This window comes from Amycolatopsis sp. NPDC001319, assembly GCF_042896185.1.
GTDB lineage: Bacteria > Actinomycetota > Actinomycetes > Mycobacteriales > Pseudonocardiaceae > Amycolatopsis.
Genome location: NZ_JBIAWY010000009.1, coordinates 167,221 through 193,604, shown reverse-complemented (window position 1 = coordinate 193,604; position 26,384 = coordinate 167,221). Strand labels below are relative to the sequence as shown.

The window sequence follows — 26,384 nt, the reverse complement described above, 5'->3', positions numbered from 1 at the left end:
CGGGAACCGGCTCGGGTTCCTCGCCGGCGTATCGGACACCACGGCTTTCCCGATTGCACGCCGCCCCCCGACCGGCGGATCACGGCATCATCCGGTGGCGCGACGGACCTTCCCGCCGAGCCGTCCCCACCGAGCCGTCACCGCCGCAGGGACCCTCAGCCGCGGCCGGACCCAGTCCGCTGGGCCCGGGCTAGGGACTCGCCCCACTCCCGGGCGCGGGCTCGTTCTCCCTCCACCAGCCGCGTTTCGCCGTCCACCACCTCGACGAAGAAGCTCGTCGCCGGGACGATCGGCGGATGACCGAGGCGGCGCAGGATCTTGTCGGCCACCCTCGCGGCGGAGCCGGTCAGCCACCGAGGTTTGCGGAGCCTGGTGTCGAACGCGGCCGTGGTCGTTCCCGGTGGCAGGACGTGAAACCCACCCAGCCACTCGCGCATCCCCGACTCGTGCGTGCGAGTCCCTTCCGGGGCCTGCTCCGCCGCCGCCTTGCGCGTCGACGGCCGGCTCATCCCGTGGACGTGCGTCGGCGCGCCCACCACGAGCAGGTCGCGCCCCATCAGATCGCGCGGCGCGAGGTCGACGGGGACGACCTCGGCGGAACCCAGCCCGTCCGCCACCGCGCGGGCCACCTCTTCGGTGTCACCGAACATGGACTCGTACACGACGATCGCGTGCATCCCGTCCACCTCCTCACCTGTCGAGCCGAGCCGGCTCGTGCGTGCTGCCTTCGATGTCCTCCGCGGCGACGTCCAGCAGCCGGTGCGCGAGCGCGCTCAGCGCCCGGGCGGCGGCGAGCTCGTCGCCGATCTCCGGGACGTCGCGGTCGACCGGGTTGAGCCGCGCGGTGCCCGCGGCGTCGAGCGGCGTACCCGACCCGGTGTGCAGCCGGGCCGTGGCGTTCGTCCGCCCTTCGTCCTCGCTGAGCAGCACTTCGACGTGCCATTGCCTGGTGTGCATGACTTCCTCCTGTTCCGCCGACGGTTCACGAGCGCGTTTTCCTGCTCGCGATGGCGAACCACTCCTGCTGCCACTTCCCCATGCGGTGGCGGTTCAGTGCGAAGACGGCGATCCCGTAGAGCAGCGCCAGCCCGAGCCACCCCGCGAACAACAGCCCGGCCGCGGCCGCGACCGCGTTCACGACGGCGGCGGCGGCGCTCAGCGGCGGGTCGACCACGACGCCGGCGCGATCCACCCAGATCGGCACGGTATCGCCGCGGTGGGAGCCTTCGATCGCATCCACCTTCCCGACGTGCCGGACGCCGTCGGCGGAGTGCCAGGTCGCGTCGGTCGGCACCGGGCTGCCGGCGGCGGCGCTGCGGCCACTCACGGAAACCGGCGGACCGTCCGCGAGCAGAGTCGCCGTCACCGGCGCGTAGTCGGCGAGTTCCCGCGCCGAGACCGCCTGCTGCGAAGCGTAGACCGACGAGCCGGCGGCGGCCGAGAACGGGACCGCGGCCAGGGCCGCGAGAAGCACCATGAGCACCAGTCCGGCCTGCAGCCGGTCCGAAGCCCGCGCGACGGAACCGCGTGCGGGAACGAGCACGTGCCACCACCGCGGCAAGCGGTTCGCCGACGGGATCATGTCTCGCGCCTTTCCGTTCGACGGGCCGGTTTCCGCTCAGCATGGGCCGCGCACCGGCCGGCCCGAAGAGGCCTTCTGCCCGCATCGCCGGGTCGCCGGTCCCCGGCGTGCACCCCTGCCGGTGTCCGGCCGGGGACCAAAGACCCTTGGCCCGTCCCGGCCGCGGGCGTCAAGGTCGGACGAGACACCCACGCGCCCGAACGGAGAACCGCGATGCGAACGCGTGACGTCATGACGACCCCGGTGATCAGCGTGACTTTCGACGCTTCGCTCTCCGAAGCCGCTCGCGTGATGACCCGGTGGGGCTTCACGACCCTGCCCGTGGTCACCCGTTCGGCCAAGCTCGTGGGCCTGATCAGCGAAACGGACCTCGTCCAGGCCGGCTTCCCCGGCGACTCGGCCACCGGGGACCCCGACACGGGCGTCCTGCTCGCCGGCCATCGCACCGTGTCCGCGGTCATGCGCCCGTGTGCCACGACCGCGACCCCCGACCTCGACGCCACCGCGCTGGCGCACCGCATGACCGAAGCCGGGGTGCGCGCGCTGCCCGTGGTCGACGACAGCGGGTTGCTGGTGGGCATGGTGACGTTCCAGGACCTGCTGCGCGTCCTGCCCGCCGGAGAACCGTCCTCATAGGACATCGCGGCAGGTGGTCAGCGAGCGGGCACGTCGGGGGCGCGCACGGTCGTCACGTCCGCCACCGGACGGCGCGCCGTCATCCGCGAGGGCAGGCCGTGGCCGAGGCGCAGCAGCGTATGCGGCCGGCCGGTGCCGCGGAACAGGTCGAGCAACGGCGCGCGGGTGCCCGGCGCCTCGAAGGGCTGCGACACGAACGACGAGGCGAGGCCTTCGGCGGTCGCGGTCAGCAGGACTCGTTGCAGCACCAGCCCGGCACGCACCTCGGCGGCCGCACCGCGGTCGCGGGTCAGCACCGCGGCCAGCACCGGATCCTGCTCGAACGATCGGGGCGCGATGGCCGGGTTCTCGTGCGACGAACGCAACGGCGACGTCCCGGGCACGTCCGGCGGCGGCCCGAAGGCGATCGTCGGCACCCCGTCCGGGCTGTCCGGCTCACGGCCCGTCCACCGGGCGGTCTCGGCGCGGAACTCGGCGTCGAGCGATTGTTCGGCCTCGGCCCGGCGGACGAGTGCGGTCACCTTCGGGTACCGGCCCGACGCGTCGAGGAACTCCAGCACCCCACCCTCACCGAGCGCAGCGGACTTCAGCCGCGCGCGGGCGACCGGCGACACCGGGTGCGCGGACATCGGGCGGCGGTTGGTGTGCCGGCGCCAGACGGCCTCGACGAGCCGCCGGTCGGGCAAGGCCGGGCACGTGCCGCCGACGACCCGCACGACGGCGAGCAGGTCCGGGCGGTCGGGTTCGGGGATGATCCGCACCGCGGCGTCGAATCCGTTGGCCCGCAACATGATCACCAGGTTGTACACCGCCGCCCCGCACGAGAGCCGGGCCTCGCGGGAATCCGGGTCGGCGACAGGCAGGACGCGGTCGTGGTCGAGCCACACTTCGATGCGGGGCCCCTCGACCACGAACCGCCACGGCTGGGTGTTGTGCGGTGACGGCGCGCGGACCGCGGCCGACAGGGCCTGTTCGACGACGGGGGAAAGCACTGTGGTCATCGTGGTCTCCTGGGCGAGCCGGCCCGGGTCAATCCGGGAGCAGGTCGGCGAGGGGGCGGCGGGGCGAAGGCGGCGCAGGGGCCAGCGGGTGCCCGTAGCGGAAGATCACCTGCGGCAGTCCCGGCAGGGCCAGCCGCTCGGCGAGCACCTCGCGGAAGCCGCACAGGTGCAGCGGCTGGGTGAGGACCGACCCGGCGAGTCCGCGCGCGGTCGCTTCCAGCCACGTCCGGGCGCACCCGGCGCCGGCGGCGAGGTGTTCGCGCCGGCTGTCCCCCTCGGTGCAGAAGACCAGGAGGTGCTCCGCTTCGAGCCGCGCGGTGAGCCGGGCGTCGTCCGGCACCGGCGTTTCGCGGCGCACCAGCCCCGCGGCGGGCAGCGACTCGGAACCGAGCGCCGCCTCGGGCACTCCGTCCTCGGCGCCCGACGCGTGGGAACCGAACGTGCTCGCGGTCCACGCGCGCAGCTCTCGCTGGTAGGCCGGGTCGGCACGGAAGGCCCGGGTGGCGAAACCCAGCATCGCCCCCAGTTCGCCGAGATGCCGGGGCACCACGGCGCACACGCACGTCTCGCCGCCCGCCGCGGACACCGCCTTCTGGTCCACTTCGGACACCGGCTCGGCCGAGAACCAGCGGCGGTGGCTGCGCCGGCGCCCGATGGCGTGGAAGCGCGCGAGCTCGGCGTGGTCGGGGCTGAAGCCCGGCTCGGCGTGGACCGTGGCCACGACCGCACCGCCGGCGGGGTAGGTCGTGGTGGTCGCCCGGCACAGCACCCGAGCCGCCGTCTGCAGGTGCGCGAGCGCCGCGCCACAGGAAACCATGCGGTCGCGGCCCTCCGGGTCGTGGCTCGGCAGCGCCACGGAAGCGCGCTCGATCAGGTCTACGTCGCTGTGCCGGACCCGCATGCGCCACGGTTGCGTGTTGTGCACGGACGGGGCCCGGCTCATCGCCCGGGCGAGCACCGCGATCTCGGAAGGAGCGAGCGCCGTCGCCTGCGCCGAGGTCCTCATGTTCCACTCCTGTACCCGGAGACGGTCACTCCGGCGAACCCCATGCTCGCCGTCCCGCGATCCCGCCGATGGGGCCCAAAGTCACCGCGCCCACGGCAGACGTCCTCGCCCGTACCGGTGACCTCGTGCCCTAGCCCCGCCCGACCCCCTAGACCACGCTCGACCGGTGACCCGAGGAAAGGCGTGTGCGATGAGTTCCGCGAACCCGGCCTCCGGCCGCCTCATCCTCGTCGGCTTCGACGGCTCTCCGCAGAGCGACGCGGCGCTGCGCTGGGTGCTCGGCGTCGCCGCCCAGCCCGGTGACTCCGTGCGGGCCGTGCTGGTGCGGCCGGCGGAAACCCTGTTGCCGGGCTCGTCTTTCGCGCCGCAGCCGCGCGGCCGCCGGGCCGCCGGTGCGTACGCCCCGCACGACGACATCGCGCGCATCCGCGCCCAGTTCCAGGGCGCCGCGGACGTCACGATCTCGACCCCGCGGGGCGATCCGGCCACGGAGCTGATCACCGCGTCCACCGAAGCCGATCTGCTCGTGGTCGGCGCACACGGCGCCGGCCGTACACGGGAACTGCTGCTCGGCAGCGTTTCGCGCGACTGCGTGCGCTATTCGCGCTGCCCGGTCGTGGTCGTCCCGCCCGGGGCCGCGCGCCGCCTGGCCGCGGCCACGTCCGCCTGACCGCCGAGACACGCCGGGATCAGCCGAGACGCGCCGGGATCACCGCAACGGCGCGGTCCACTGAAGCCGCACGCCGCCGCCGGGACGCGAGTCGAGCGTGAACGTGCCGCCGGCCGACTCCGCGCGGTCGCGCAGGTTGGCGAGCCCGCTCGCCGCGATGTCGGCCGGCAGGCCCGCTCCGTCGTCGGCCACCGAGATCTTGATCTCGCCGTCGCGCACCGACACCGACACGGTCAGCGTCGCCGCGCCGGAGTGGCGCACGGCGTTGCTCACGGCCTCGCGCACGACCGCCTCGACGTGGTCGGCCAGCAGCGGGGGAACCGTGTCCAGCGTGCCGGCCATGCTGATCGTCGGGTGCAGCGGAGCGTCGTCGGTGAGCTCGGCGATCGCGTCGTGCAACCGGTGCCGCAGCCGGGTCTCCCCGGCGCTCCCGCCGTGCAGGTCGAAGATCGCGGTCCGGATCTCGTGCACGATCTCGTGCATCTGGTCGACGCTTTCCTGCAGCCGGCGCCGCAGGTCCGGGTCCTGGGCCCGGCGCTGGGTGCCCTTCATCGCGAGACCGACCGCGAACAGCCGCTGGATGACGTGGTCGTGCAAGTCCCGGGCGATGCGGTCGCGATCGGACAGCACGTCGAGCTCGCGGGCCGCGCGCTGCTGCGCGGCCAGCTGCAGCGCCAGCGCCGCCTGGTCCGCGAACGACGCCACGACGGGCAGCTGCACCGTCCCGAACGCCGGCGCGCCCGGCTCCCGCATCGCGATCAGCACCCCGGAGGTGCGCTCACCGGCGCGCAGGGGGACCACCAGTGCGGGGCCGTACCGCCGGTGGCCGTCGAGGGCGAGCTCGGCGACGCGGCGGGGCGTGCGGTCGCGGTACACCGAGCCGGGCACGGTGCCGGCGATTTCGATGCGCTGCCCGGTGAGCTCGTCCGCGCGCACGCCCGCACACACCGTGACCGTGAGATCGTCGGGCTCGGTGTCCGGGTCCTCGTCCGAATCCAGCCGGCCGGCCCCGGGCAGCACGAGCATCGTCGCGTCCGAGCCGGTCAGCTCGAGTGCGCGCCCGGCGATGAGGTCCAGCGCGTCGACCGGGTCGGTGCCGCCGAGCAGCTCGGTGGTGATCTCCCCGGTCGCGCCCAGCCATTGCTGGCGCAGGCGCGTCTGCTCGTAGAGGTGGGCGTTCTCGATCGCGATCCCGGCCGCGGCGGCGAGTGCCTGCACGATGACCTCGTCGTCGTCGGTGAATCCGGCCGCGCCGCGTTTCTCGGTCAGGTAGAGGTTGCCGAAGACCTCGTCGCGCACGCGCACCGGAACACCGAGGAACGAGTGCATCGGCGGGTGGTTCGCCGGGAAGCCCACCGACGCCGGATGGGCCGAGATCTCGTCCAGCCGCAACGGTTTCGCGTCGTCGATGACCACGCCCAGCAGGCCGTGACCCTCCGGCAGGTCACCGATCCGCGCGTGTGTTTCCGCGTCGATCCCCCGGTACACGAACTCGGCCAGCGGACCGTCGTCTTCACCGAGCACGCCGAGCGCTCCGTACCGCGCCTCGCCCAGCTCGACCGCCGCCCGCACGATTCGCTGCAGCGTGGTGTCGAGCTCGAGGCCGGACGCGACGGACAGCACGGCGTCGAGCAGGCCGTCCATCTTGTCGCGGGTGCCGATCAGCACCTCGATGCGCTCCTGGAGGTCGCGCAAGGTCTCCCGCAGGTGCAGCTGGGACAAGGTGCCCGACAGCCGACGGCCGCCTCCTCCTTCCTCCGTGCCCGGCATCCCGTCACCCTCTTCCGCGCCGGCTCGCCACCGCGGGGCGATTGGTGACTTTGTCCCCTGTGTCCGGGAGGACGGGGCGCCCACGCTGGCCATGACGACTCTCCACCAACAGTCTGCCGCTTCGCGTGGCAAAGGGAGACCGATGACTCTCCGAGTGGAGCCGGCCGGACGGCTCGACGCCGACCAAGTGGTCTCGGCGCTGCGGGCCGCGACGCTGGCTCCGTCCACTCACAACACCCAGCCCTGGCTCTTCACGAGCGGCGCCGCGGGCATCGAGCTCTACGCGGACGCCGACCGGGTGCTGCCGGTCGCCGACGCCGACCGGCGCGAGCTCATGCTCTCCTGCGGCGCGGCGCTGTTCAACCTGCGGATCACGATCCACGCGCTCGGGGTGCACCCCGACACCGTGCTGCTCCCCCGCCGCGACGACTCCGATCTGCTCGCGGTCGTGCGGCCGCGCAACCCGGTCGCGCTCGACCACCGGCTCGTCAGGCTGGCCAAGGCCGTCCCGCGGCGGCACACGAACCGCACACCGTTCAGCGGCGGCCCCGTCCCGGCGGAGGTCGTCGGCCTGCTCCGCCGCGCCGCGGAGGCCGAGCAGGCGTGGCTGCCCCGGCTCGACGACGACCAGCTCGCCTGCCTGCGCGAACTCGTCAGCGAAAGCCACCTCGTCCAGGAGCGCGACCCGGCGTTCCGCGCCGAGTGGCGGCGCTGGACCGGACGGGCCCGGACGGCCCGGGACGGCGTGCCCTCCTCCGCCGGCGGAACCCCGGCCGCCGACGACAGCTGGGTGCTGCGCGACTTCGGCGACCCGGCCGAACGGGTTTCCGCTCCGGCGCCGCCGCTCGTCGTGGTGATCGGGTCCTTCGGCGACTCGCAGGCCGACCGGCTGCGGGCCGGGCAGGCGATGCAGCGGGTGCTGCTGACCGCGACCGCCCACGGCCTCGACGCCTCGTTCATCTCCCAGCCGGTCCAGGTCCCCGCGACGCGGATCCGGTTGCGGCAGCTGCTGGGCGACGGGCTGTGGCCGCAGATCGTGCTGCGCATCGGCTACGGCGCCCCGGTCGCGTGGACCCCGCGGCGGGCTCTCGCCGAAGTGCTCAGGGAACGCTCGTCGCTCACCGCGTGAGCGCTCAGTCGCGCCGGCCACGCAGTTCCGTCGCGAGCACCGCGGCCTGGGTGCGCCGCGCCAGGCCCAGCTTCGTCAGGAGCCGCGAAACGTAGTTTTTCACCGTCTTCTCCGCCAGGAACATGCGCTCGGCGATCTGCCGGTTCGTCAGTCCCTCGCCGATCAGCTCCAGCAACGTGCGTTCCTGTTCGGACAGCTGGGCCAGTGGCCCCTTCTTTTGCGCGGTGTCGCGGATCTTCGTCATCAGCGCCGCGGCCGCGTGCGCGTCGAGCAGCGATTTGCCGGCACCGACCTCGCGCACCGCCGACACCAGGTCGACCCCTTTGATGTCCTTGATGACGTAACCGCTCGCCCCGGCCAGCACGGCGTCGAGCATCGCCTGTTCGTCGGTGTAGGACGTGAGCATCAGGCACTTCAGCCCGGGCAGCTTCGACAGCAGCTCGCGCGCCAGCTCGACGCCGTTGCCGTCGGGAAGGCGCACGTCCAGCACCGCGACGTCCGGCCGCAGCGCCGGGATGCGGGCCAGCGCCTGCGAAACACTGCCGGCCTGACCCACGACGGTGAGCTCCTCGTCGTCCTCCAGCATCTCGGCGACGCCGCGCCGGACCACCTCGTGGTCGTCGACCAGGAAAACCCGCAGCATTCGACTGTCTCCCACTCCGGCACAGCGGTGCCCCGTGCGGCCACGAGAAGCGTACGACCGCGCGCGCCGCGGCGGCGATGACGGAAGTCCCCGGCCACCGGCAGGAAGTCCCTTTCACGCGGGCACGGACCAGGACAGCCGGGACCGCCCCCGATCGTGGTCCACGACCAGCGTGCCCCCGCGTTCGCGTGCCCGGCCGCCGAGTGCGTCCAGCTCGGGGCCGGCGGCCAGATCCAGGTCCTCGGCGCCCGCGCACCGCACGACGGCCAGCAAGCGGTCAGGCTCCGCGCTGAGCGTGACATCGGCCGACGTCGCGCCGGCCCTGGCCACCACTCGCAGCGCCTCCTTGAGGAAGGGGATCACGGCCTCGGGCGGACAGGCGTCGAACTTGCCGGAGAACTCCGTGGCCGGGGTGAAGCCGAGTGCCGGAGTCGCCTCGGCGAGAACGCGCAGCACGTGGTCACGCAACGGTTCCTCCGGGCCCGGAGCGACGTCGTCGAGCCGGAACACGGTCGCCTGCACGTAGCCGATGATGTCGTCGAGCTCGGCGATCGTGTCCCGCAGCCGCGCGGCGACGATCCTCGATTTCGCCAGGCCGACCGTGCTCTGCAAGGACAGCCCGGTCGCGTACAACCGCTGGACGAGATTGCCGTGCAGCTCGGCGGCGATCCGGTCGCGCTCGTCGTGCAGGGCGTTGCGCTGCTGCTCGACGCGGGCCCGCGCCAGCTCGATCGCCACGGCGGCCTGGTCGGCGAACGCCGCCGCCATCGCGAGGTCGTCTTCGGTGAACAGCGGCCGCCCCGCCCGCCGGGCGGCGGTCAGCACGCCGGTCACCCGGCCACCCGCGGTCAGCGGCACCACGAGCACCGCATCGAGGTCCAGCTCGACGAGCGGCCGGGCCGCCAGCCGAGCCCGCTGTTCCGGCCAGGAACCCGTCATCGGCGTCCCGCTCGCCATCACCGTTCCCGCCAGCGTCGTCTCCGCGGGTACGTGCGCTCCGACCAGGCGGTCCGCTTCGAGGCCGACCGCGCGGTCGACCCGCAGCGCACCGGTTTCCCCCGTCGGCCGGATGATCGTGACGAGATCCGCGGCGGCGAGCTCCCGGGTGTGGTTCGCGATCAGGTCCAGGGGGCTTCCCGAATCCGACGACAGGAGCTCGCGGGCGATCTCGGCGGAGGCGCGCAGCCAGGCCTGCCGGCTGCGCGCGGTCTCGTAGAGGCGGGCGTTTTCGATCGCGCTGCCCGCGGCGGCCGCGAGCGCCAGCGCGAGCTGCTCGTCTTCGGCGGTGAACCGGCCGCGTTGTCGGTCGGCGAGGTAGAGGTTGCCGAACACCGCGCCACGCACGCGGATCGGCACGCCCAGGAAGCTCTCCATCTGCGGGTGGGCCGCCGGGAACCCGATGGAGCGGGGGTCCTCCTGCAACCGGGTCAACCGGATCGGCCGCGGGTCCTCGATCAGGGCCCCGAGCAGGCCTTTGCCCTCGGGCAGGTGCCCCACCTCGGCGACGGTGCCCGCGTCCATGCCGACGTGCACGAACTCCAGCAGCCGGCCGTCGGCACCGATCACCCCGAGTGCGGCGTACCGCGCGCCGATCAGCTCGCGCGCGGCGTCGACGATCCGCCGCAGGAGCGTGGGAAGCGCGAGGTCGCTCGTGATCGTCTGGGTCGCTCGCAGCAGGCCCCGCAACCGGCCCTGGGTGCCGATCACCTCTTGGGCGCGATCCACCAGCTGGCCCAGCAGCTGGTCCAGCTCCAGCCGCGGCTGGTCGGGAAACGTCAACCGGCCAGGCTCGGCTACGTCGTCCTCGCTCACCGCAACTCCCGCACGTCGGCAGCGCGCACTTCAGACGAAACCCGCGAAGCGCCTCAGTTTCGCCGCAGCCGGGCGAACCCGTCAAGCCACCGGCGGCACGGCCGCCGGGGAGTTGACCACGGGTTTTCCGCTGACGTGCACCCGTACCGGCCCGCGGAGAGCCGTTACCGTCGCGGCTCCGGCCGGACCACGAGCACGGGGCAGGACGAGTGGTGGATCAGTGCCTGGGCGGTCGAGCCCAGCAGCATTCCCGTGAAGCCGCCGCGGCCGTGGCTGCCGACCACCACCAGCTGTGCCCGGTCGGACTCGTCGAGCAGCGCGTGCCGCGGCCGGTCCCGGACCAGCGCCCGGCGGACCTCCACGTCGGGGAACTTCTCCTGCCAGCCGGCCAGCCGCTGGGCCAGCAGCCGCTCCTCCGTCGGCTCGAGCGATTCCGGCTGGGGCATCAGGCGGGCCGTGCTGTCCGCGGAGTCGTACGTGACGTCGTTCCACGCGTGCACGGCCACGAGCGGCACACCGCGGAACGCCGCTTCCTCGAAGGCCGCCGCGACGGCGGCCTCGCTGTTCGGGGTGCAGTCGACGCCGGCCACGACCGGGCCCTCCAGCGGAACCGGGCCGTCGCCGTGCCGCCCGCGGACCACCGCGACCGGGCACTCGGCGTGCGCGGCCACCGTGGCGGCCGTGGAGCCGACGAGCATCCCGGCGAAGCCACCGGTGCCGCTGCGGCCGACCACGATCAGCCGAACCCGCCTCGACCGGTCGAGCAACGCGGGGGCGGAATCGTCGAAGAGCACGCCGGTTCGCACGGCGAGGGCCGCGTCGACGGACAGGGCCAGCTCGCGAGCCGCCGAGACCAGCCGCTCACCTTCCTGCCGGAACTGCTCGAACAGCTCGTCACTCCCGGCCAGGCCGCCACCGTAGTAGAGCGCGGCGCCCTGCAAGCAGTTCACGAGTTCCAGCGCGAGCCCCCGCCCGGACGCGAGCCGCGCGGCCCAGCGGACCGCCTCGTCCGCGCCGGCCGAACCGTCGACGCCGACCACCACGGTGGTGCTGTTGTGCGTGGTCATGACCACGGGTCCTCTCCCGACGCGACCGTCTCGGCTCCGACGACACCCGGCACGGCCAGGGCGAGCAGCGTCGCGACGTGGCGGTCGGTCCGGTCGTCGTAGCGGTCGACGATCCGCACGATTCCGTCGTGGACTTCGACCTTCCAGCGGTCGGTGCCGCCGTAGATCTCGAGCCGGTGGCGCACGTCGGCGGAAATCGCGCTGTCCGCCCGGGCGAGCACGCGGACCACGTCGCCCCGGGTGACGATCCCGACCAGGCGGCTGCCGTCGACGATCGGCATCGCACGGATCCTGGCGTCGACGAGGGCCTGGCAGAGTTCGGCGATGTCGGTCCCCGACGACATCGCGGTGACCGGCGTGGTCATCACCTGCTCGACCGAAGTCTCCGCCACCGACGGGGTTTCCGGGTGCAGATGGGCCGACCGCGCGTCGGCCGGGAGGCGCCCACGGATCAGGTCGGCTTCGGTGACGATGCCGACGAGGCGTTCGTCGTCGTCGACCACCGGCAGTGCGGTGAACCGATGTTCGGAAAGCACCTCGGCCGCTTCCTTGGCCGGCGCCGCCGGGGACACCGTCACCACCGGCGCGGACATCAGGTCTCGTGCGCGCATGGAGTTCACCTCTTCATTCGTCACACCGAAAGTAGCCACCGGGCGGGGCCGGCCACGCCGGTCCGGAGTCACCACCGCGAAGGACCAACGTCACCGGCTGCGCGCCGGCGCGGTCGCCCGGGCGCCGTGCCGGTTGCCGGCACGACTGTCCACAAGGGACGCTTCCGCCGCGCGGGTGCGCGGCTCCCGATCACCGCGAACCCAGCGGCCCGAGGACACGGCGAGTGACCCGGCCGCCGCCGGCCGCGGAGGTTCACGACGATTGGCCGCCCGGGCGGACGACCGCGACCGGGCACGCGGAGTGCACGAGCAGCGCTCGGCTGGTGGAGCCCAGCATCATCCCGGTGAACCCGCCGCGGCCCCGGCTGCCCACCACGACGAGCCGCGCGTCCGCACCGAGCTCCAGCAGGGTCCGCACCGGCCGTCCCCGGACCACCACGACGTCGATCGGGAGGTCGGGGAACTTTTCACGCCAGGGCGCGAGCTGATCGGCAACCCGCCGTCGCTCGGCCGCGGCGACGTCCTCCGGACGCGTGGCCGCCGCCCGCAACCGTCCCTCCGGCGTGATCTCGTTCCAGGTGTGCACCGCCACGAGCGTGGTGCCGCGAGCCGCCGCTTCTTCGCACGCGTAACCCAGGGCGTCGTTGCTTTCGGGAGACCCGTCGAGCCCGGCGAGCACCGGGCCGGCGCTCGGCGGCGGGTCGTCCGGCCGGCGCCCGCGCACCACGACGACCGGGCACGGTGCGTGGGCGGCGAGGGAGACCGCGGTCGAGCCGATCAGCAGCCCGGTGAACCCGCCCAGCCCGCGCGAGCCCAGCACCGCCACTTCCGCGTTCGCGCACTCTCGCAGCAGGACGCCCACCCGGCCGCCCTCCACGACCGCCCGCTCGATCCGCAGCGACGGCCACTCGGCCAGCACAGCACCCTCGGCCTCGGCCACCCCCGACTCGGCGCGCGACCGGAACCCTTCGCGGACGGCGGTCACAGCCATTCCCGAGACTCCCGGCGACGGGACCACGTACGCCTGCACGAGCCTCAGCACCGCGCCCCGCCGCGCAGCCACCTCGGCGGCCCAGACCGCGGCATGCCGGGCCGAAGCCGAACCGTCCACGCCGGCCAGCACCACCCGGTCGTCAGGCCGGGACACCGCGCGCACCTCCGTCCGGCTGCCGCGGCCGCTCGAACCGCGCAAGGTCCGTTTCGCCACGCGCGGTCGTCTCCGCTTCGACCCGGGCTCCCCTCACCACGAGCCAGTCGCCGCGTCGTGCGTGCATCGCTCCTCCTCGAGATCAGGTTCGGCGGCCCGGACCGCGGCCTCGCGAGTCAGCTCGCGCCGGCCAGTTCCACCGCCGTGACGCCCTCGACCGTTTTCGCGAGAGCGGTGACGAGCCGGCGTTCGGCCTCGTCGGCGAACGTGCCGTGGACAGTCACCAGACCTTCGGTGACGGAGACGGACCACCGGTCGCGGTGGCCCGTGTAGTCCTTGAACAAGCCGCGGACCTGCGCGGTGATGGCGTCGTCGTGCCGCACGAGCGCGCGCAGCAGATCGCACCGGCTGACCATCCCCGCCAGACCACCGTCGTCCACGACCGGGATGCTGCGCAGCCGGTCGACGAGCATGCGGGCGGCGATGTCGCTGACATCGGTGTCGAGCTCGACGACGTCGACCGCGTTGGTCATCACGGATTCCACGAGCCGGCCCGGCGCAACCGGTTCTCCGGTCAGCACCCCGCTGAGCGCGTCGGCCTCCGTGAACGAACCGACGACGCGGTTTTCTTCGTCGACCACGGGCAGCGCGGCGATGCGGTGCTCCATGAGCAGCACGATCGCCTCCCGCACCGGCGTCGCCGGCCCGACCCCGACCACCGGCCGGGTCATGATGTCCCGTGCGCGCACGGCTGTCCTCCTGATGTGTCAACGAACGACGGCGACCGGGCAGATCGCGTGGGCGAGCAACCGGTTCCCCGTCGAGCCGAACAGACCGCCGGTCACCGCGCCCCGGCCACGGCTGCCGATCACGAGCAACTGGGCGTCCTCGAAACCCAGCAACGCCCGCGCGGCCGAGCGCTCGTGGACGGCCCGGGCGAGGATCGTGCCGCCGGGGCCGGTCCGGGCGAGGTCGTCGGCCCGGCGCCGGAGCGCTCGTTCTTCACCCTCCGCGGCCGCTTCGACCAGGTCCGGATCGTCGAGCAGTCCCTCGTGCCACGCGTGCACCAGGATCAGCGGCACCTGGCGGCCGCGGGCGGCCTCGGCCGCGAACCGCAGCGTGCGATCGTCACCGTCGCCGACGACACCGGCGACCACCGGCCCGCCCGGCTTCGCCCGGCCCCGCACGATCACCGCGGGGCAGCGCGCGCTCGCGGCGACCCGCAACGCCACCGACCCGATCGCGGCACCCCGCAGCCCGCCGAGTCCGTGCGAACCCAGCACGATCAGCGCCGCCTCCTCCGACAGCCCGACGAGCAAGTCGGCGGCGGTTCCGAGCCGGACCACGTACTCGATGCGCACGCCCGGCGCGGCCTCCTGGGCGACCTGCACGGCTCGTTCGATCCAGCGGCGGGCGCGCTCCAGCGGCAACGGTTCTTCGCCCGGCCGTTCGCGGCGGGCCGGGTCGACCAGGCCGGCATGGAACAGCCGGAGCACGCACTCCCGGCGCACCGCTTCCTCCGCCGCCCACCGGGCGGCGGCCAGCGCCGCCTCGGATTCGTCGACCCCGACCACCACCGCGGCGCGGACTGTCGTTCCCCTCACGACGTGCCTCCGTTCCCGCCACCTCGGCCGATGACTCGCTCCACCGTCGCTCAGCCACGATGAGCGCGGTCAGGGGAGGAAGTCCCTTCCGGGAGGGACGAAAGCGCCGAGTGCTTCGTCAGCGTCGCCGCGTAGTCGGGGACCTCGCGCTGCAACCGCCGGTCCGTCCGCTCGTACCCGCTTTCGCGCGGCCGCGGCGGGATGGCCACGGCTTCGCGCGGGATCTCGCGGTAAGGGACGCCCGCGAGCAGGTGCGCGATCATGTTGATCCGCCCCTTGCGTTTCTGGTCGCTGTCGACCACGTTCCACGGTGCCTCGGGGATGTCGGTGTGCACGAACATGTCGTCCTTCGCCCGGGAGTAGTCCTCCCACCGCGACACCGATTCCAGGTCCGTCGTGGACAGCTTCCAGCGCCGGAGCGGGTCGTCGATCCGCGCCCGGAACCGGCGTTCCTGCTCGTCGCGGCTCACCGAGAACCAGTACTTGTGCAGCAGGATGCCGTCGCCCACGAGCAGGCGCTCGAAAATCGGGCACTGCTGCAGGAACCGGTGGTACTCGTCGGGGGTGCAGAACCCGAGGACCCGCTCCACGCCGGCGCGGTTGTACCAGCTGCGGTCGAACAGCACGATCTCACCGGCGGCGGGCAACCGTTCCACGTAGCGCTGGAAATACCACTGCGTGCGCTGCCGCTCGGTCGGCTTCGGCAACGCCTCGACCCGCACCACCCGGGGGTTGAGGTGCTCGGTCAGCCGCTTGATCGTGCTGCCCTTCCCCGCCGCGTCCCGGCCCTCGAACACCACGACCACGCGCGCCCCTTCCGCGCGCACCCATTCCTGCATCTTCACCAGCTCGATCTGCAGCCGGGCGAGCTCCTTCTCGTAAACCGCGCGCGACAGCCGCGCCGCGGGATGCTTGCCGCTCATCGGGTCACGTCGTCCCACACGAAGTCGAGGCCGTTGCACACCTCGACCACCCCGGGCACCGCTTCGACGCTACTGGTCACGGCCGCGATGTCGCTGCACCGCTCGACCCGGCCCGCCACCGTCACCACCCCGGCGTGGACCATCACCCGCGCGCGATCCGGCCCGATCTTCAGGGACTTCCTCAGCACCTCCGTCACGTCGCGGCCGATCTCGGAGTCCGGGCGCGACATCAACCCGACGAGGTCGCGCCGCGCCACGACACCCACCGGCCGCCCGGCGGCGACGACGAAAAGCCGCCGCAGCCCCGATTCGGCCAGCCGCGCGGCGACGTCGGCGATCGGTGCGCCGGCGGCCACGGTCAACGCCGGGCTCGTCATCACGTCCCGCGCCGTGCGCGGCGGCAGCACGTTGCGGCGCCACCAGCCGCGAGGGCGATCCGAGCGCAGCAGCGGCAGCAGGTCCCGTTCGGACACCACACCGGCGATCGCGCCGTAGCGGTCGACCACGGCCACCGCGCTGATCCTCCGGCGGACCAGGGTTTCCGCGATCTCCTTGACCGGCGTGTCCAGCCGCGCGCACACGGGGCTCGGTGTCATCACCGCGGCCACAGGTGTCGTGCTCGTGTTCATCGCTCCTCCAGTGTCAGGTCCGTCCGTTCCGTTCCCGGCTGACCACCAGCACGGGACAGTCGGCGTGGTGCAGCAACGCGTGGGTCGTGGAACCGAGCACCATGCCCGTGAAGCCGCCTCGCCCGCGGCTGCCCACGACCACGACGGACGCCGCCTTGCCGTGGTCGATCAGCCGGTCGCGCGGCCGGTCCCGCTCGACGACGAGCTCGACGCCGACGTCCGGGAACTGTTCGCGCCGACCGGCCAGCCGCCGGGCGAGCGCGCGCTTCTCCGCTTCTCCGACGTCGATCAACGGAGTCGCGCGGTTCTCCCCGAACGGCCGGCCGCTGTAGCTGTCCTGCCACGCGTGCAGGGCCACGAGCGGGACGCGTCGCCGCGACGCCTCCTCGAACGCCCATCCGATCGCGGCATCGCTCGTCGGGCTGCCGTCCACGCCGACGACCACCGGCCCGGTCACCCGCGTGGAGCCACTGCCGCGGACGATCGCCACCGGACAGCCGGCGCGGGCGATGAGGTCGGCGTCCGGTGAACCCGCCAGCAGACCGGACAGCGTGCCGGTGGGCGGCCCCACCACCAGCAGCAGCGCGTGCTGGGACGCCTGCCGCAGGGCGGCCTCGACGCCGGCGTCGCTCGTCTCGGTGGTGATCGGCACGCCCGGCTCGGCGGCCGCCAGCTCGTCGCGCGTCGTCCGCGCCACCTCCAGCGCGAGTGCCTCCTTGGCCGCGCGCCACTCGGGCCCGCCGACGGACGGACCCTCCACCCCGCTCACGGTCAGCACAGTCAGCGACGTCCGCCACCACGCGGCTTCGCGGGCGGCCCAGCGAGCAGCCACCGCGGCCGCCTCGCTGCCGTCGACGCCCACGACCACGTGATCGGTCACGACCCGTTCCCCCGCTGCCCGATCAGGACTTCCCCGAGGCCCCGGCGGAGGCTCCGCGGTGCGATGCGGGCCGTGCGACCCAGCCGCATCAACGCCTGGGGGAAACCGGGCAAACCGCGGTCCTCGCACAGCGCCGAGCGCACCTCCGGCACGTGCAGGGGCTGGGTCAGCACCGCCACCGACAGCCCGCGCGTGATCGCCTCGAGCCAGCACTGCTCCAGCGCGCGGCCCGCGTGGACGTGATCGGCCCGGCCGTCGTCGGTGGTCAGGAAGAGCAGGAAGGTCTCACCCGCCAGCCGGGAGCGCAAGACGGGCAGCTCCGGCACCTCGGTGGTGCGCCGGACCAGCCCCGCCCACGGGAACTCGCCCCCCGGAACCGCGGTGCGCCCCAGCCCCGCGCCGTGGCGGTGGCTCGCTTCGTCGCGAATCGTCCACAGGGCGATCTCCCGCTGGTACGCCCCGTCGTCACGGATCACGCGCGCCGCGTGGCCGAACAACGCCGCCAGCTCACCGGCATCGGGCAGCGGCACCGCCTGGGCCCCGGTCGTCACCGCGGCTCGCGCCACCTCCGCGACCAACCTCCGCGCCACGGGGATTCCCGTGAACCGCGCCCGCTGGCTGCGCCGGGTCGCGATCGCGGAGAACCGCTTCAGGTCCGTGTCCGACGGTGGCTCCGGGACCGTCGCATCGATGCGCGCCACCACTTCCGGGTGGGCCGGGTCGGGCTGGATCGTGACGTCCGCCCGCCGGCCGAGCACCCGCACCGCCAGCTCGAGGTTCGCCAGCGCCGCCCCGCACGACATCACCAGGTCGCGCCGATCGGGATCGTGCCGCGGCAACGCGACATCCGTCCGCTCGCGCAGCACGACCGCTCCCGCGATCGGCTCGACCGTCCAGGGCTGGGTGTTGTGCACTGACGGCGCCCGCAGGACCGCGCGGCCCAGCACCTCCACTTCGGCGCTCGTCCAGGCACCACCCCGCGGGCCGGGTGCCGAATCGGCTTCGCTGGTCAAGGCTTCTCCTGTGCGTGTCGACTGCCGGACCCACTCAGCCAACCGCCGGCAGCGGGCCCGGCGCGCCGGCCACAAGCCACCGCGGTGAAGGACCAACGTCACCGAAGCGGCGCCGCTTTTCGGGTGTCCACAACGGACTGGAATTTGCCGCCCGCTTGCCTTTCGCGCCCGGCATCCCGCGAAACGCCGGTGCATGATGGCGGCATGCCGCCCCGCGTCCTGCTCGCCGACGACGACCGCGCCATCCGAGAGTCGCTGCTCCGCGCGCTGGAGCTGGAGAGCTACGAGGTCACGGAGGTGACCGACGGGGTCGCCGCACTCGCCGCAGCACGGCGGGACCGCTTCGACGTGCTGATCCTCGACGTGATGATGCCCGGCGTCGACGGGCTCGGGGTGTGCCGTGTGCTGCGCGCCGACGGGGACCCGACGCCGATCCTGATGCTCACCGCGCGCGTCGAGCCGCCGGACCGCGTCGCCGGGCTCGACGCGGGTGCGGACGACTACCTGGTCAAACCGTTCGATCTCGACGAGCTGCTCGCCCGTCTGCGGGCGCTGCTGCGGCGGACCTCACCCGACGCCGCCGCTCCGCGGGTGCTGCGGCTCGGCGCGCTGACCGTGGACCCGGCCGCACGGCGGGTGCGGTGGCAGGACGTCGAGGTCGACCTGTCGAAGACCGAGTTCGACCTGCTCGAACTGCTGGTCCGCAACGCCGGCATCGTGCTCGACCGCGCCACGATCTACCAGCGCATCTGGGGCTACGAGTTCGGTTCGGACTCGAAGAACCTGGCCGTCTACATCGGATACCTGCGCCGCAAGCTCGACAAGGCGGGGGCAACCGAGCTCATCCGGACCGTGCGCGGTGTCGGCTACTCGGTGCGGGCGTCGTGAACCTGCGCAGCAAGCTGGCCATCGCGTTCGCGGGGGTCGGCGCGGCCGCGAGCGTGCTCGTCGGCGTGTTCAGCTACCAGACGGCGTCGCAGCGGATCAGTGCCGAGCTCGATCGCTCGCTGCTCACGACGTCGGCCGAGATCCAGGCCGGCGCGACGCAGGTGCTCGCGCCCAGCCCGTTCACCGCCGGCCCGCACGACAACGACCACGACGAGGCGCAGCCCATGGTCGCGCAGGCCATCGCACCGGACGGCGAAGTGCGGCGGATCGGCGGCCGCCCGGCGGTCTCCTTCCCCGTCGACGACACCGACCGGGCGCTGGCGGCGAACGGCAGGCCGGGCCAGGACTCCTATCGTGATCTGACCGTCGGCCCGGACGACTACCGCGTGATCACCCTGGCGCTCGGCCGGGACCGCGGGGCGGTCCAGCTCGGCGTCGACGTCGACGAGTCCCGGCACGTCCTGGCCGCCCTCGCCACGCGGATCACGCTGGTCAGCGCCGCCGTCCTGGTCGCCGCCGCGCTGGTCGGCTGGCTGCTGGCCCGCCAGATCACCCGCCGGCTCGTGCGGCTCACGGCCGTCACCGAGCAGGTGAGCGACGGCGGCCTCGGGCAGGCCGGAGTCCCCGCGGGCGGACGTGACGAGGTCGGCCGCCTGGCGACGTCCTTCGACCGCATGCTCGGCCGGCTCGCCGACGCCCGCGCCGACCAGGAGCGGCTCGTTCAGGACGCCGCGCACGAGCTGCGGACACCGTTGACGAGCCTGCGGACCAACGCGCAGGTGATGCGGCGCTTCGACGAGCTGTCCCCCGATTCCCGCGCCCGGCTGCTCGACGACGTCGACGGCGAAACCCGCGAGCTGACGCACCTCATCACCGAGATCGTCGACCTCGCGACCCGCCGCTACGACAGCGAAGACGCCGGACCGGTCGAGCTGGCCGGGGTCGCCGAACGCGCCGCCGAACGCGTGCGGCGCCGGTCCGGCCGGACGATCCTGGTCGACGCCGACGGCACCGTCGCGTCGGGTCAGACGCGGCGGCTGGAACGCGCGGTGACGAACCTGCTGGAGAACGCGGTCAAGTTCGACGCCGGCGGAACCCGGCCGATCGAGCTGACCGTCCGAGAAGGACGGATCGAGGTCCTCGACCGCGGCCCGGGGATCCCCGAGCGGGACCTGCCGCACGTGTTCGACCGCTTCCACCGGGCGGACGCCGCCCGGGCGTTGCCGGGTTCCGGGCTCGGCCTGGCGATCGTGCGAGAGACGGCCCTGGCCCACCAGGGCGAGGTCCTCGCCCGCCCGCGCCCCGGTGGCGGGGCCGTCGTGGGGTTCACCGTCGGCGGTGATCGACTCTTACCGTCTTCTCACCCGGATCACGCCGGGGACTAACCGGGCTCCGCAAGGGTGGTGGCACACCGCGAACACCACCAGGAGCACCCGATGTCCACCGTTCCCCTGTCGATCCGGCCCGGCGAGGCTCCCGCCCGGCGCCTCGCCCGTCCGGCACCCCGCTGGTGGCGGGACGCCGCCGGGCTGGTGGCGTGGGCGACGGTCCTGTTCGTCACGGCGCTGTGGGTTTCGGACGGTGGCGTGCAGCAGCTGGACTCGGCCGCGTCCGGGCTCACCTCCGCGGGCCGGCTGACCGGCCTGGTGTCGGCCGCGCTCCTGCTGCTGCAGGTCCTGCTCATGGCGCGGATCCCGTGGGTCGAGCGCAGCTACGGCCAGGACGCGCTCGCGCGCCGGCACCGGCTGACCGGGTTCACGTCGTTCGTGCTGCTGTGCCTGCACATCGTCCTGATCTCGCTCGGCTACGCCGCGACCGACCGCACGGGCTTGATCGCCGAAGTGTGGGACCTCGTGACGACGTATCCGGGCATGCTGCTGGCGACCGCCGGCACGGCCGCGCTCGTGCTGGTCGTCCTCACCTCGGTGCGGGCCGCACGGCGCAGGTTGCGCTACGAGTCGTGGCACCTGCTGCACCTCTACGCCTACCTCGGTGCCGGCCTCGCCCTGCCGCACCAGCTGTGGACGGGCACGGACTTCACCGGCTCGGCCGCGGCGACCGCGTTCTGGTGGACCGCGTACGCCGCGGCGGCCGCCGCGATGCTGGTGTTCCGGGTGGCGCTGCCGCTCACGCGCAGCCTGCGCCACCGGCTCGTGGTCGATCGCGTGGTGCGGGAAGGGGACGGGGTCGTCTCCGTCCACCTGCGCGGCCGCCGGCTCGAGGCGTTGCCCGTGGTGGCCGGGCAGTTCTTCGTGTGGCGGTTCCGGCACGGCACCGGCTGGACGCGCGGCAAGCCGTTCTCCCTGTCCGCCGCTCCGGACGGCCGCCGCCTCCGGATCACCGCTCGCGACCTCGGCCCCGGCAGCGCGCGGCTCGCGACCCTCCCGGCCGGGACGCCGGTGTGGTTCGAAGGCCCCTACGGCACCCTCACCGGCGCGGTCCGGACCGGCCGCAAGATCACCATGCTCGCGTCCGGGATCGGCATCACGCCGTTGCGGGCGTTGCTGGAAGAACTGCCCTACGCCCCCGGCGACGCCGTCCTGTTCTACCGGTTCGCCGCTCCCGCGCAGGCCCTGTTCCGCCACGAGCTCGAGCACCTCGCGAGAACGCGCGGCGTGCGGATCCATTACCTGCCAGGCCATCGCGCCCACGACCGCGTCTCGTGGCTGCCCGCGGGCTACGCGCCCGTGCCGGACCACACCGTGCTGCGCCACCTCGTGCCCGACATCGCCGAGCACGACGTGTACGTCTGCGGCCCCGCGGCGTGGGCCGGGGTCGCGATCGAGTGCGCCTCGCGGTGCGGGGTCCCACGGCAGCGGATCCACTTCGAACAGTTCGCCTGGTAGGAGCTCCCGACATGCGAAGAATCGCCATCGCGATCGCGGCCACCGTGTCGATCGTCGTCCTGCTGTTCAGCTACCGCACGAGCACGAACCAGACGTCGGTCACCGCGCAGGCACCCGGGGTCGTCCGGTCGCCGTCGACCTCGGCGCCGTCGGCTCCCTCCGCAACCGGCTCGGGTGCCGGCACGTTCACCGGCGAGGCCGCCGACACGCCGTACGGCCCGGTCCAGGTCGAGATCACCGTGACGGGTGGGAAGATCACGGCCGCGCGCGTGCTGCAGGTGCCCCAGGAGTCCGGCCGCGACGTGCGCATCAACTCCGCCGCGGTGCCGGTCCTGAACCAGGAGGTGCTGCAGGCGCAGAGCGCGCAGATCGACACCGTCAGCGGCGCGACCTACACCTCGCAGGGCTACGTGCAGTCCTTGCAGTCCGCGATCGACGCGGCCCACCGGTGACCGGGCCGGACCGGCGCGCGTGGACGCGCGTGATCATGGGGATGCCCATCAGCCTGCACCTGCGAGGCCCGGGTGTCCGCACCGACGCGGCGGCGGAATCCGTTGTCGCGGAGGTGTTCTCACACCTGCGCGCGATCGATCGGCTGTTCAGCCTGCACCGGCCCGGGAGCGAGGTGAACCGCGTCCGCCGCGGCGAGCTCCCGCCCGGCGGCCGGCATCCGTGGGTCCGCGAAGTCGCCCGGCTGTGCACCGAAGCCCGCGAGCGCACCGACGGCTGGTTCGACGCCGACCTCCCCGGCGGGTACGACCCGTCCGGACTCGTCAAGGGCTGGGCCGCCCAGACCGCCGCCGCCCTGCTCGACCGGCTGCCGGACCACGACTACTGCCTGAACGCGGGCGGCGACGTCGTGGTGGCCGTGCGCGGCCCGGATTCGGCGGCGTGGCGGGTCGGCGTCGAAGACCCCCGCGACCGCGGCCGCCTGCTGGCCGTGCGAACCGTGCGCGCGGGCGGCGTGGCCACGTCCGGCACGGCGGCCCGCGGACACCACATCGTCGATCCCCGCACCGGTGCCCCGGCGCGAGCCCTGATGTCCGCGACGGTCACCGGCCCGAGCCTGCTGTGGGCCGACGTGTACGCCACCGCCGCGATCGCGCGCGGCGGCAACGTCGAACGCTGGGTGCGCGCCCGAGCTCCGGACTACGAAGCCTGCTTCGTAGTCCGCTGTCCCTGAACCCGCCCGAAGGAACCGATGACCACGCTCAACGGCCTGCCCGCCCACATCCTGCTCGTGCACGCCATCGTCGTGCTGCTCCCCCTCGCCGCGCTGCTCCTCGTCCTCTGCGCGCTGTGGCCCGCCGCGCGGCGCAAGCTGGCCGGGCCCAACGCCGTGCTCGCCGTCCTCGTGCTGGTCCTCGTCCCGATCACCACCGACGCCGGCGAATGGCTCGAGCGACGGGTGGCCGCCACGCCACTCGTGCGCGCCCACACCGAACTCGGCGACACCGCCGTCTGGGCGGCCGTCGCCGTCGCCGCGCTCGCCCTCGTGATCTGGTGGCGCCACCGCGAAAGCACCTTCCCCGCCGACGGCCTTCCCCGGCGCGTGCTGCGGCTGCCGGCTCCTCGCCGGACTCTCCTCGCACCCCGCTCGACACCCGTGACCGCGGCCATCGCGGCCGCGGCGATCCTCGTCGCCGCCGGCGCCGCCTACGACATCTACCGCATCGGCGACTCCGGTGCGCAAGCCAGCTGGCAGGGCCAGTTCTCCGCCACCCCCGCACCCCGAGGCAGCCACCGCTGATCGGACGCGGTGGCTGCCGAGCGCCGATCGTCAGTCGTGGTGGGCGTCGGGGATCAATTCGGCCGGCACCGGCAGGCCGAGGTGGTCGAGGAGGTCGGCCAGCTCGGCGTCGAGCTCTCGCCCGACCTGCGCGATGCGCGGATCGTGGAAGCTGTCGAATCGGGTGCTGGGCTGGTCGATCGTGAACCAGGTGCGGTCGTCGCCGTCCACGTAGATCGCGGTGCGCAACGGCGCGTAGAGCATCACCGACGGGTCGTGCCGGAACATGCGCTGGGCGTAGACGTGATTGCCCATCAGGTATTCCGCGCACGGACGCGATTCGGCTGCCAGCTCCATGAGAGAGGCGACATCGGTGCCCCAGTACCGGATGAAGCTGTGCGGGGCGTTTTCCTCGGCAGCCTCCCGGACGACGTCCCAACTGGCCCGTTCCCTCTTGAACTGCTCGATTCGAGCAGCGTCGAGCACGGGCACCGCGCGTTCGTAGGCGTCTCGGAATTCCGAAAAGGTCGTCGGAACGGGGATGCTCAGGCGGAGCACCTCGTGCGCGAAGGTCTGGATGGAAGGGGAATCGCTGGCGGGCATGGCGTTGCCGTCCTTCGATGGTCATGGGTTTGCTTGACGGGGGCCGGGGGGACCGGTGGGACGAGCGAGGATGGCGGCCACGGTGCCGATCGCCGACGGCACCGTGGCGGCCGGTCAGTCGCCGAGGAAGTCCAGGACCTGCCGCACGAACAGCTCGTGGTACTGGAAGATCCCGCCGTGACCCGCGTCCGGGTAGATGCTCAACTTGGCGTCGGGCAGCAGCCGCGCGAGGTGGAACGAGCTGATCGTCGGCACCAGGATGTCGTTGTCGCCGTTGACGACCAGGACGGGCTTGTCCACAGTGGCCAGACCGGCCGGTGAGGTGCCCTGCTCCCATTTCGCGGCCGCGGTCAGCTGGGCGCCGATCGTCTCGTCCGTCACGGGCGTGTCGCGGTCCTCGGTACGCTCGTCCAGGCGGGCGATGAAGGCGTCCGCGGCCGCCTGGCTGCGGGCCGTCGGCGTGAAGAAGAGAAAGTGTTTGGGGTGCTTGCCTTCAGCCGCCGACCTCCCGAAAGCGCTCTGCAGCCCGGGGCCCCAGCCGGCCGGCCCTTCGTCACCGGCGGGCGAGGTGCCGGCCAGGACGATCCGCCGGACCAGATCGGGTCGCTGCTGGGCGACCGCCTGGGCCACCATGCCACCCAGGGAGAAGCCCAGCAGATCGGCCGTGTCCAGCCCGAGCGCCGCCAGGAAGGCCACCGTGTCGGCGGCCATCGCCTCGATGCTGTCGGGGGTGGTGCCACCGGAGGCGCCGACACCCCGCAGGTCCACCACGATGACGCGTCGCTCGGCCGCGAAGCCGTCGACCACGGCGGGGTCCCAGTCGTCGAGCACCGCGGTGATGTGGTTCAGCAACACCAGCGGCACGCCGGCGGCCGGGCCCAGCTCGCGGTACGCGAACGGCGTTCCGCCGACGTCCACCGTCTGGGCCGGTGCTTGCACAAAACTCGCTGCCATGTCTTACCTTTCCCGCGCGGTGGCCCCGCGCTCTTCGAGAGGAATTCGCCTCCAGGCGCTGTTCGACAGCCTCGCCGGGATCGGAAGGCAGCCGCTTCCGTCGGAAGACCACCGCCGGGCAGTGCGGCATTCCGCGCCAGGCAGTCATTCCTCCGTGCCACCGCTTTGCGCGCGGGTCGGCGCAGGCGGGACGACGGCACCGCCCGCGCATTTCACGTGCTCAGGGCCGGATCACCGAGCCGCAGTCTCGCCGGCAGTCATTCGACCTATGCGAAGGGATTCCGTCGTGCCGACACTGAGGGGACAGCCGGGTGTGGGCCGGCGAGGGTGAGCCGGCCGGTGCCGACCGTTCTCGGTCGCCGCGCCGCGTCCGTGATCTGCCGAAGGGTGACGAGGAGCAGCATGTCGAAGATCGTCCTTGTTACCGGGGCTTCCGGTGACCTCGGAGCCGCCACCGCCCGTGCGCTGGCCGGTTCAGGCCACACCGCATACGCGGGGATCGGCCCGGCCGCCCGCCTTGCCGAGCCGAGCGAGCACGGGACCGGCGTGCGCCCCATTTCGCTGGACGTGGCCGACCAGCGCTCGGTCTCGACCGCGGTCGGTGACATCCTGACCGAAGCCGGGCGGATCGACGCGGTGGTCCACGCCGTCGGCCCGGTGCCCCGGGGACCGCTCGAGTCCTTCACCCCTTACCAGCTGGCGCAGATCTACGACGCGCATGTGCTGTCCACCCAGCGCGTCAACCGTTCCGTGCTGCCGCGGATGCGGGAGCGGCAGGACGGCCTCCTGGTCTGGGTGGTGCCCGCGAACCACGACACCGAGGACGCGCCCTACCTCGCGCTGCACTCCGAAGTCGTCACGATGATCGACCATCTCGCGGGCAGTTACGCCCGGGAACTGACCGAGTTCGGGGTCGAGACCACGATCGTCGTCCCGGGTTTCCTGGTCCCCGAGAACGGCCCGCACGTGCGCACCGTCCACCCGGACGACACCGAGACCGTTCAGGCGTACGAAGGCCGATACCCCGGCCTGGTCCACCAGGTGGACTCGAAGCTGGCCGCGCGGGCGCTCACGGGCGCGGGGGTCGCCCTCGCGGCGCAGGCCATCGCGGCCGTCGTCGGCAGCCCCAAGGGCACCCGTCCACTGAGGATCGTTCCCGCTCGGCCCGACGCCGGATCCGGCGAGGGCGCCGTGTGGTAAGCCCGGTGGACGGGCGATCCGGCTACTCGGCGTTGCGCACC

29 protein-coding genes are annotated in these 26,384 nt (G+C 73.3%); 10 read left to right on the top strand and 19 right to left on the bottom strand.

Annotated elements, in window-relative coordinates; genetic code table 11:
* Positions 1-155: 155 nt before the first annotated feature.
* The 3 genes from ACFY1H_RS31950 to ACFY1H_RS31940 are packed head-to-tail and all read right to left on the bottom strand — an operon-like array spanning position 156 to position 1,582.
* A complete protein-coding gene (locus ACFY1H_RS31950; protein WP_386952561.1) occupies positions 156-677 on the bottom strand; it encodes a flavodoxin family protein in 522 nt (173 codons plus the stop codon).
* 13 nt (positions 678-690) lie between these two features.
* Positions 691-957 (bottom strand): dsRBD fold-containing protein, encoded by a 267-nt coding sequence (locus ACFY1H_RS31945; RefSeq protein WP_366582657.1) that lies wholly within the window; start codon positions 955-957, stop codon positions 691-693.
* Between the two features lie 25 nt (positions 958-982).
* Positions 983-1,582: a hypothetical protein gene (locus ACFY1H_RS31940; RefSeq protein WP_386952558.1), complete on the bottom strand. Its 600-nt coding sequence runs from the start codon at positions 1,580-1,582 to the stop codon at positions 983-985.
* 213 nt (positions 1,583-1,795) lie between these two features.
* Here ACFY1H_RS31940 and ACFY1H_RS31935 point away from each other — a divergent pair, with 213 nt between their 5' ends.
* On the top strand, positions 1,796-2,218 hold the full coding sequence (locus ACFY1H_RS31935) for an HPP family protein (RefSeq protein ID WP_386952556.1): 423 nt from the start codon (positions 1,796-1,798) through the stop codon (positions 2,216-2,218).
* A gap of 17 nt (positions 2,219-2,235) precedes the next feature.
* Here ACFY1H_RS31935 and ACFY1H_RS31930 read toward each other — a convergent pair whose 3' ends face one another.
* A complete protein-coding gene (locus tag ACFY1H_RS31930; protein WP_386952553.1) occupies positions 2,236-3,219 on the bottom strand; it encodes an Acg family FMN-binding oxidoreductase in 984 nt (327 codons plus the stop codon).
* A 28-nt stretch (positions 3,220-3,247) separates the two neighbouring features.
* Positions 3,248-4,225, bottom strand: a complete 978-nt coding sequence (locus tag ACFY1H_RS31925; protein WP_386952550.1) for an Acg family FMN-binding oxidoreductase — start codon at positions 4,223-4,225, stop codon at positions 3,248-3,250.
* Positions 4,226-4,415: 190 nt separating this feature from the next.
* On the opposite strand from ACFY1H_RS31925, the gene ACFY1H_RS31920 reads away from it, so the two are divergent.
* Entirely contained in the window at positions 4,416-4,895 is a 480-nt protein-coding gene (locus ACFY1H_RS31920) for a universal stress protein (protein ID WP_386952548.1), read from the top strand.
* Positions 4,896-4,934: 39 nt separating this feature from the next.
* Here the strand turns inward: ACFY1H_RS31920 and ACFY1H_RS31915 are convergent, their stop codons facing one another.
* The gene (locus ACFY1H_RS31915) at positions 4,935-6,665 is read right to left on the bottom strand and encodes a GAF domain-containing sensor histidine kinase (RefSeq protein WP_366582651.1); all 1,731 of its coding nucleotides are present in this window, start codon (positions 6,663-6,665) and stop codon (positions 4,935-4,937) included.
* A 142-nt stretch (positions 6,666-6,807) separates the two neighbouring features.
* Here ACFY1H_RS31915 and ACFY1H_RS31910 point away from each other — a divergent pair, with 142 nt between their 5' ends.
* Positions 6,808-7,794 (top strand): Acg family FMN-binding oxidoreductase, encoded by a 987-nt coding sequence (locus tag ACFY1H_RS31910; protein WP_366582650.1) that lies wholly within the window; start codon positions 6,808-6,810, stop codon positions 7,792-7,794.
* Between the two features lie 4 nt (positions 7,795-7,798).
* Here ACFY1H_RS31910 and ACFY1H_RS31905 read toward each other — a convergent pair whose 3' ends face one another.
* The 11 genes from ACFY1H_RS31905 to ACFY1H_RS31855 form a co-directional block, all read right to left on the bottom strand.
* Positions 7,799-8,437, bottom strand: coding sequence for a response regulator transcription factor (locus ACFY1H_RS31905; protein ID WP_366582649.1), 639 nt, complete (start codon positions 8,435-8,437; stop codon positions 7,799-7,801).
* 114 nt (positions 8,438-8,551) lie between these two features.
* Positions 8,552-10,249: a GAF domain-containing protein gene (locus ACFY1H_RS31900; RefSeq protein ID WP_386952543.1), complete on the bottom strand. Its 1,698-nt coding sequence runs from the start codon at positions 10,247-10,249 to the stop codon at positions 8,552-8,554.
* Between the two features lie 164 nt (positions 10,250-10,413).
* Complete coding sequence (locus ACFY1H_RS31895; RefSeq protein WP_366582647.1) at positions 10,414-11,316, bottom strand: universal stress protein; 903 nt, start codon at positions 11,314-11,316, stop codon at positions 10,414-10,416.
* On the bottom strand, positions 11,313-11,927 hold the full coding sequence (locus tag ACFY1H_RS31890; protein WP_366582646.1) for a CBS domain-containing protein: 615 nt from the start codon (positions 11,925-11,927) through the stop codon (positions 11,313-11,315). Before ACFY1H_RS31890 ends, ACFY1H_RS31895 begins: the two co-directional genes overlap by 4 nt.
* 253 nt (positions 11,928-12,180) lie before the next feature.
* Positions 12,181-13,074, bottom strand: coding sequence for a universal stress protein (locus tag ACFY1H_RS31885; protein ID WP_386952540.1), 894 nt, complete (start codon positions 13,072-13,074; stop codon positions 12,181-12,183).
* Positions 13,075-13,250: 176 nt separating this feature from the next.
* Entirely contained in the window at positions 13,251-13,823 is a 573-nt protein-coding gene (locus ACFY1H_RS31880; RefSeq protein ID WP_366582644.1) for a CBS domain-containing protein, read from the bottom strand.
* Positions 13,824-13,841: 18 nt separating this feature from the next.
* On the bottom strand, positions 13,842-14,678 hold the full coding sequence (locus ACFY1H_RS31875; protein WP_386952537.1) for a universal stress protein: 837 nt from the start codon (positions 14,676-14,678) through the stop codon (positions 13,842-13,844).
* A gap of 50 nt (positions 14,679-14,728) precedes the next feature.
* Positions 14,729-15,601, bottom strand: a complete 873-nt coding sequence (ppk2, locus tag ACFY1H_RS31870; RefSeq protein WP_386952534.1) for a polyphosphate kinase 2 — start codon at positions 15,599-15,601, stop codon at positions 14,729-14,731.
* Positions 15,598-16,230, bottom strand: a complete 633-nt coding sequence (locus tag ACFY1H_RS31865) for a CBS domain-containing protein (RefSeq protein ID WP_386952531.1) — start codon at positions 16,228-16,230, stop codon at positions 15,598-15,600. Before ACFY1H_RS31865 ends, ppk2 begins: the two co-directional genes overlap by 4 nt.
* A 13-nt stretch (positions 16,231-16,243) precedes the next feature.
* Positions 16,244-17,110 carry a universal stress protein gene (locus ACFY1H_RS31860; RefSeq protein ID WP_386952529.1) on the bottom strand — a complete coding sequence of 289 codons (867 nt, stop codon included), beginning with the start codon at positions 17,108-17,110 and terminating at the stop codon, positions 16,244-16,246.
* On the bottom strand, positions 17,107-18,123 hold the full coding sequence (locus tag ACFY1H_RS31855) for an Acg family FMN-binding oxidoreductase (protein ID WP_386952526.1): 1,017 nt from the start codon (positions 18,121-18,123) through the stop codon (positions 17,107-17,109). Before ACFY1H_RS31855 ends, ACFY1H_RS31860 begins: the two co-directional genes overlap by 4 nt.
* A 204-nt stretch (positions 18,124-18,327) precedes the next feature.
* Here ACFY1H_RS31855 and ACFY1H_RS31850 point away from each other — a divergent pair, with 204 nt between their 5' ends.
* Genes ACFY1H_RS31850 through ACFY1H_RS31825 form a run of 6 tightly spaced genes read left to right on the top strand, consistent with a single transcriptional unit; the run spans position 18,328 to position 23,607 of the window.
* Complete coding sequence (locus tag ACFY1H_RS31850) at positions 18,328-19,011, top strand: response regulator transcription factor (protein ID WP_366582638.1); 684 nt, start codon at positions 18,328-18,330, stop codon at positions 19,009-19,011.
* The gene (locus ACFY1H_RS31845; RefSeq protein WP_366582637.1) at positions 19,008-20,396 is read left to right on the top strand and encodes a HAMP domain-containing sensor histidine kinase; all 1,389 of its coding nucleotides are present in this window, start codon (positions 19,008-19,010) and stop codon (positions 20,394-20,396) included. Before ACFY1H_RS31850 ends, ACFY1H_RS31845 begins: the two co-directional genes overlap by 4 nt.
* A gap of 51 nt (positions 20,397-20,447) precedes the next feature.
* Positions 20,448-21,857 carry a ferric reductase-like transmembrane domain-containing protein gene (locus ACFY1H_RS31840; protein WP_386952522.1) on the top strand — a complete coding sequence of 470 codons (1,410 nt, stop codon included), beginning with the start codon at positions 20,448-20,450 and terminating at the stop codon, positions 21,855-21,857.
* A gap of 11 nt (positions 21,858-21,868) precedes the next feature.
* Entirely contained in the window at positions 21,869-22,309 is a 441-nt protein-coding gene (locus ACFY1H_RS31835) for an FMN-binding protein (protein ID WP_386952520.1), read from the top strand.
* Positions 22,306-23,040 (top strand): FAD:protein FMN transferase, encoded by a 735-nt coding sequence (locus tag ACFY1H_RS31830; RefSeq protein ID WP_386952517.1) that lies wholly within the window; start codon positions 22,306-22,308, stop codon positions 23,038-23,040. The genes ACFY1H_RS31835 and ACFY1H_RS31830 overlap by 4 nt, the downstream gene beginning before the upstream one ends.
* An 18-nt stretch (positions 23,041-23,058) precedes the next feature.
* Positions 23,059-23,607: a hypothetical protein gene (locus ACFY1H_RS31825; RefSeq protein ID WP_366582633.1), complete on the top strand. Its 549-nt coding sequence runs from the start codon at positions 23,059-23,061 to the stop codon at positions 23,605-23,607.
* 30 nt (positions 23,608-23,637) lie between these two features.
* Here the strand turns inward: ACFY1H_RS31825 and ACFY1H_RS31820 are convergent, their stop codons facing one another.
* The gene (locus ACFY1H_RS31820; protein ID WP_386952513.1) at positions 23,638-24,189 is read right to left on the bottom strand and encodes a DUF302 domain-containing protein; all 552 of its coding nucleotides are present in this window, start codon (positions 24,187-24,189) and stop codon (positions 23,638-23,640) included.
* 114 nt (positions 24,190-24,303) lie between these two features.
* Positions 24,304-25,143, bottom strand: coding sequence for an alpha/beta fold hydrolase (locus ACFY1H_RS31815; protein WP_386952511.1), 840 nt, complete (start codon positions 25,141-25,143; stop codon positions 24,304-24,306).
* A 402-nt stretch (positions 25,144-25,545) separates the two neighbouring features.
* Between ACFY1H_RS31815 and ACFY1H_RS31810 the strand changes: the two genes are divergently transcribed.
* On the top strand, positions 25,546-26,343 hold the full coding sequence (locus ACFY1H_RS31810; RefSeq protein WP_386952508.1) for an SDR family NAD(P)-dependent oxidoreductase: 798 nt from the start codon (positions 25,546-25,548) through the stop codon (positions 26,341-26,343).
* Positions 26,344-26,384: the final 41 nt, after the last annotated feature.

Coding starts and splice junctions, on each gene's coding strand:
- ACFY1H_RS31940 (WP_386952558.1), bottom strand. CDS start 1,582: ATGATCCCGTCGGCGAACCGCTTGCCGCGGTGGTGGCACGTGCTCGTT.
- ACFY1H_RS31815 (WP_386952511.1), bottom strand. CDS start 25,143: ATGGCAGCGAGTTTTGTGCAAGCACCGGCCCAGACGGTGGACGTCGGC.
- ACFY1H_RS31895 (WP_366582647.1), bottom strand. CDS start 11,316: ATGACCACGCACAACAGCACCACCGTGGTGGTCGGCGTCGACGGTTCG.
- ACFY1H_RS31810 (WP_386952508.1), top strand. CDS start 25,546: ATGTCGAAGATCGTCCTTGTTACCGGGGCTTCCGGTGACCTCGGAGCC.
- ACFY1H_RS31930 (WP_386952553.1), bottom strand. CDS start 3,219: ATGACCACAGTGCTTTCCCCCGTCGTCGAACAGGCCCTGTCGGCCGCG.
- ACFY1H_RS31915 (WP_366582651.1), bottom strand. CDS start 6,665: ATGCCGGGCACGGAGGAAGGAGGAGGCGGCCGTCGGCTGTCGGGCACC.
- ACFY1H_RS31920 (WP_386952548.1), top strand. CDS start 4,416: ATGAGTTCCGCGAACCCGGCCTCCGGCCGCCTCATCCTCGTCGGCTTC.
- ppk2 (WP_386952534.1), bottom strand. CDS start 15,601: ATGAGCGGCAAGCATCCCGCGGCGCGGCTGTCGCGCGCGGTTTACGAG.
- ACFY1H_RS31925 (WP_386952550.1), bottom strand. CDS start 4,225: ATGAGGACCTCGGCGCAGGCGACGGCGCTCGCTCCTTCCGAGATCGCG.
- ACFY1H_RS31850 (WP_366582638.1), top strand. CDS start 18,328: ATGCCGCCCCGCGTCCTGCTCGCCGACGACGACCGCGCCATCCGAGAG.
- ACFY1H_RS31840 (WP_386952522.1), top strand. CDS start 20,448: ATGTCCACCGTTCCCCTGTCGATCCGGCCCGGCGAGGCTCCCGCCCGG.
- ACFY1H_RS31890 (WP_366582646.1), bottom strand. CDS start 11,927: ATGCGCGCACGAGACCTGATGTCCGCGCCGGTGGTGACGGTGTCCCCG.
- ACFY1H_RS31865 (WP_386952531.1), bottom strand. CDS start 16,230: ATGAACACGAGCACGACACCTGTGGCCGCGGTGATGACACCGAGCCCC.
- ACFY1H_RS31905 (WP_366582649.1), bottom strand. CDS start 8,437: ATGCTGCGGGTTTTCCTGGTCGACGACCACGAGGTGGTCCGGCGCGGC.
- ACFY1H_RS31825 (WP_366582633.1), top strand. CDS start 23,059: ATGACCACGCTCAACGGCCTGCCCGCCCACATCCTGCTCGTGCACGCC.
- ACFY1H_RS31950 (WP_386952561.1), bottom strand. CDS start 677: ATGCACGCGATCGTCGTGTACGAGTCCATGTTCGGTGACACCGAAGAG.
- ACFY1H_RS31945 (WP_366582657.1), bottom strand. CDS start 957: ATGCACACCAGGCAATGGCACGTCGAAGTGCTGCTCAGCGAGGACGAA.
- ACFY1H_RS31910 (WP_366582650.1), top strand. CDS start 6,808: ATGACTCTCCGAGTGGAGCCGGCCGGACGGCTCGACGCCGACCAAGTG.
- ACFY1H_RS31835 (WP_386952520.1), top strand. CDS start 21,869: ATGCGAAGAATCGCCATCGCGATCGCGGCCACCGTGTCGATCGTCGTC.
- ACFY1H_RS31935 (WP_386952556.1), top strand. CDS start 1,796: ATGCGAACGCGTGACGTCATGACGACCCCGGTGATCAGCGTGACTTTC.
- ACFY1H_RS31820 (WP_386952513.1), bottom strand. CDS start 24,189: ATGCCCGCCAGCGATTCCCCTTCCATCCAGACCTTCGCGCACGAGGTG.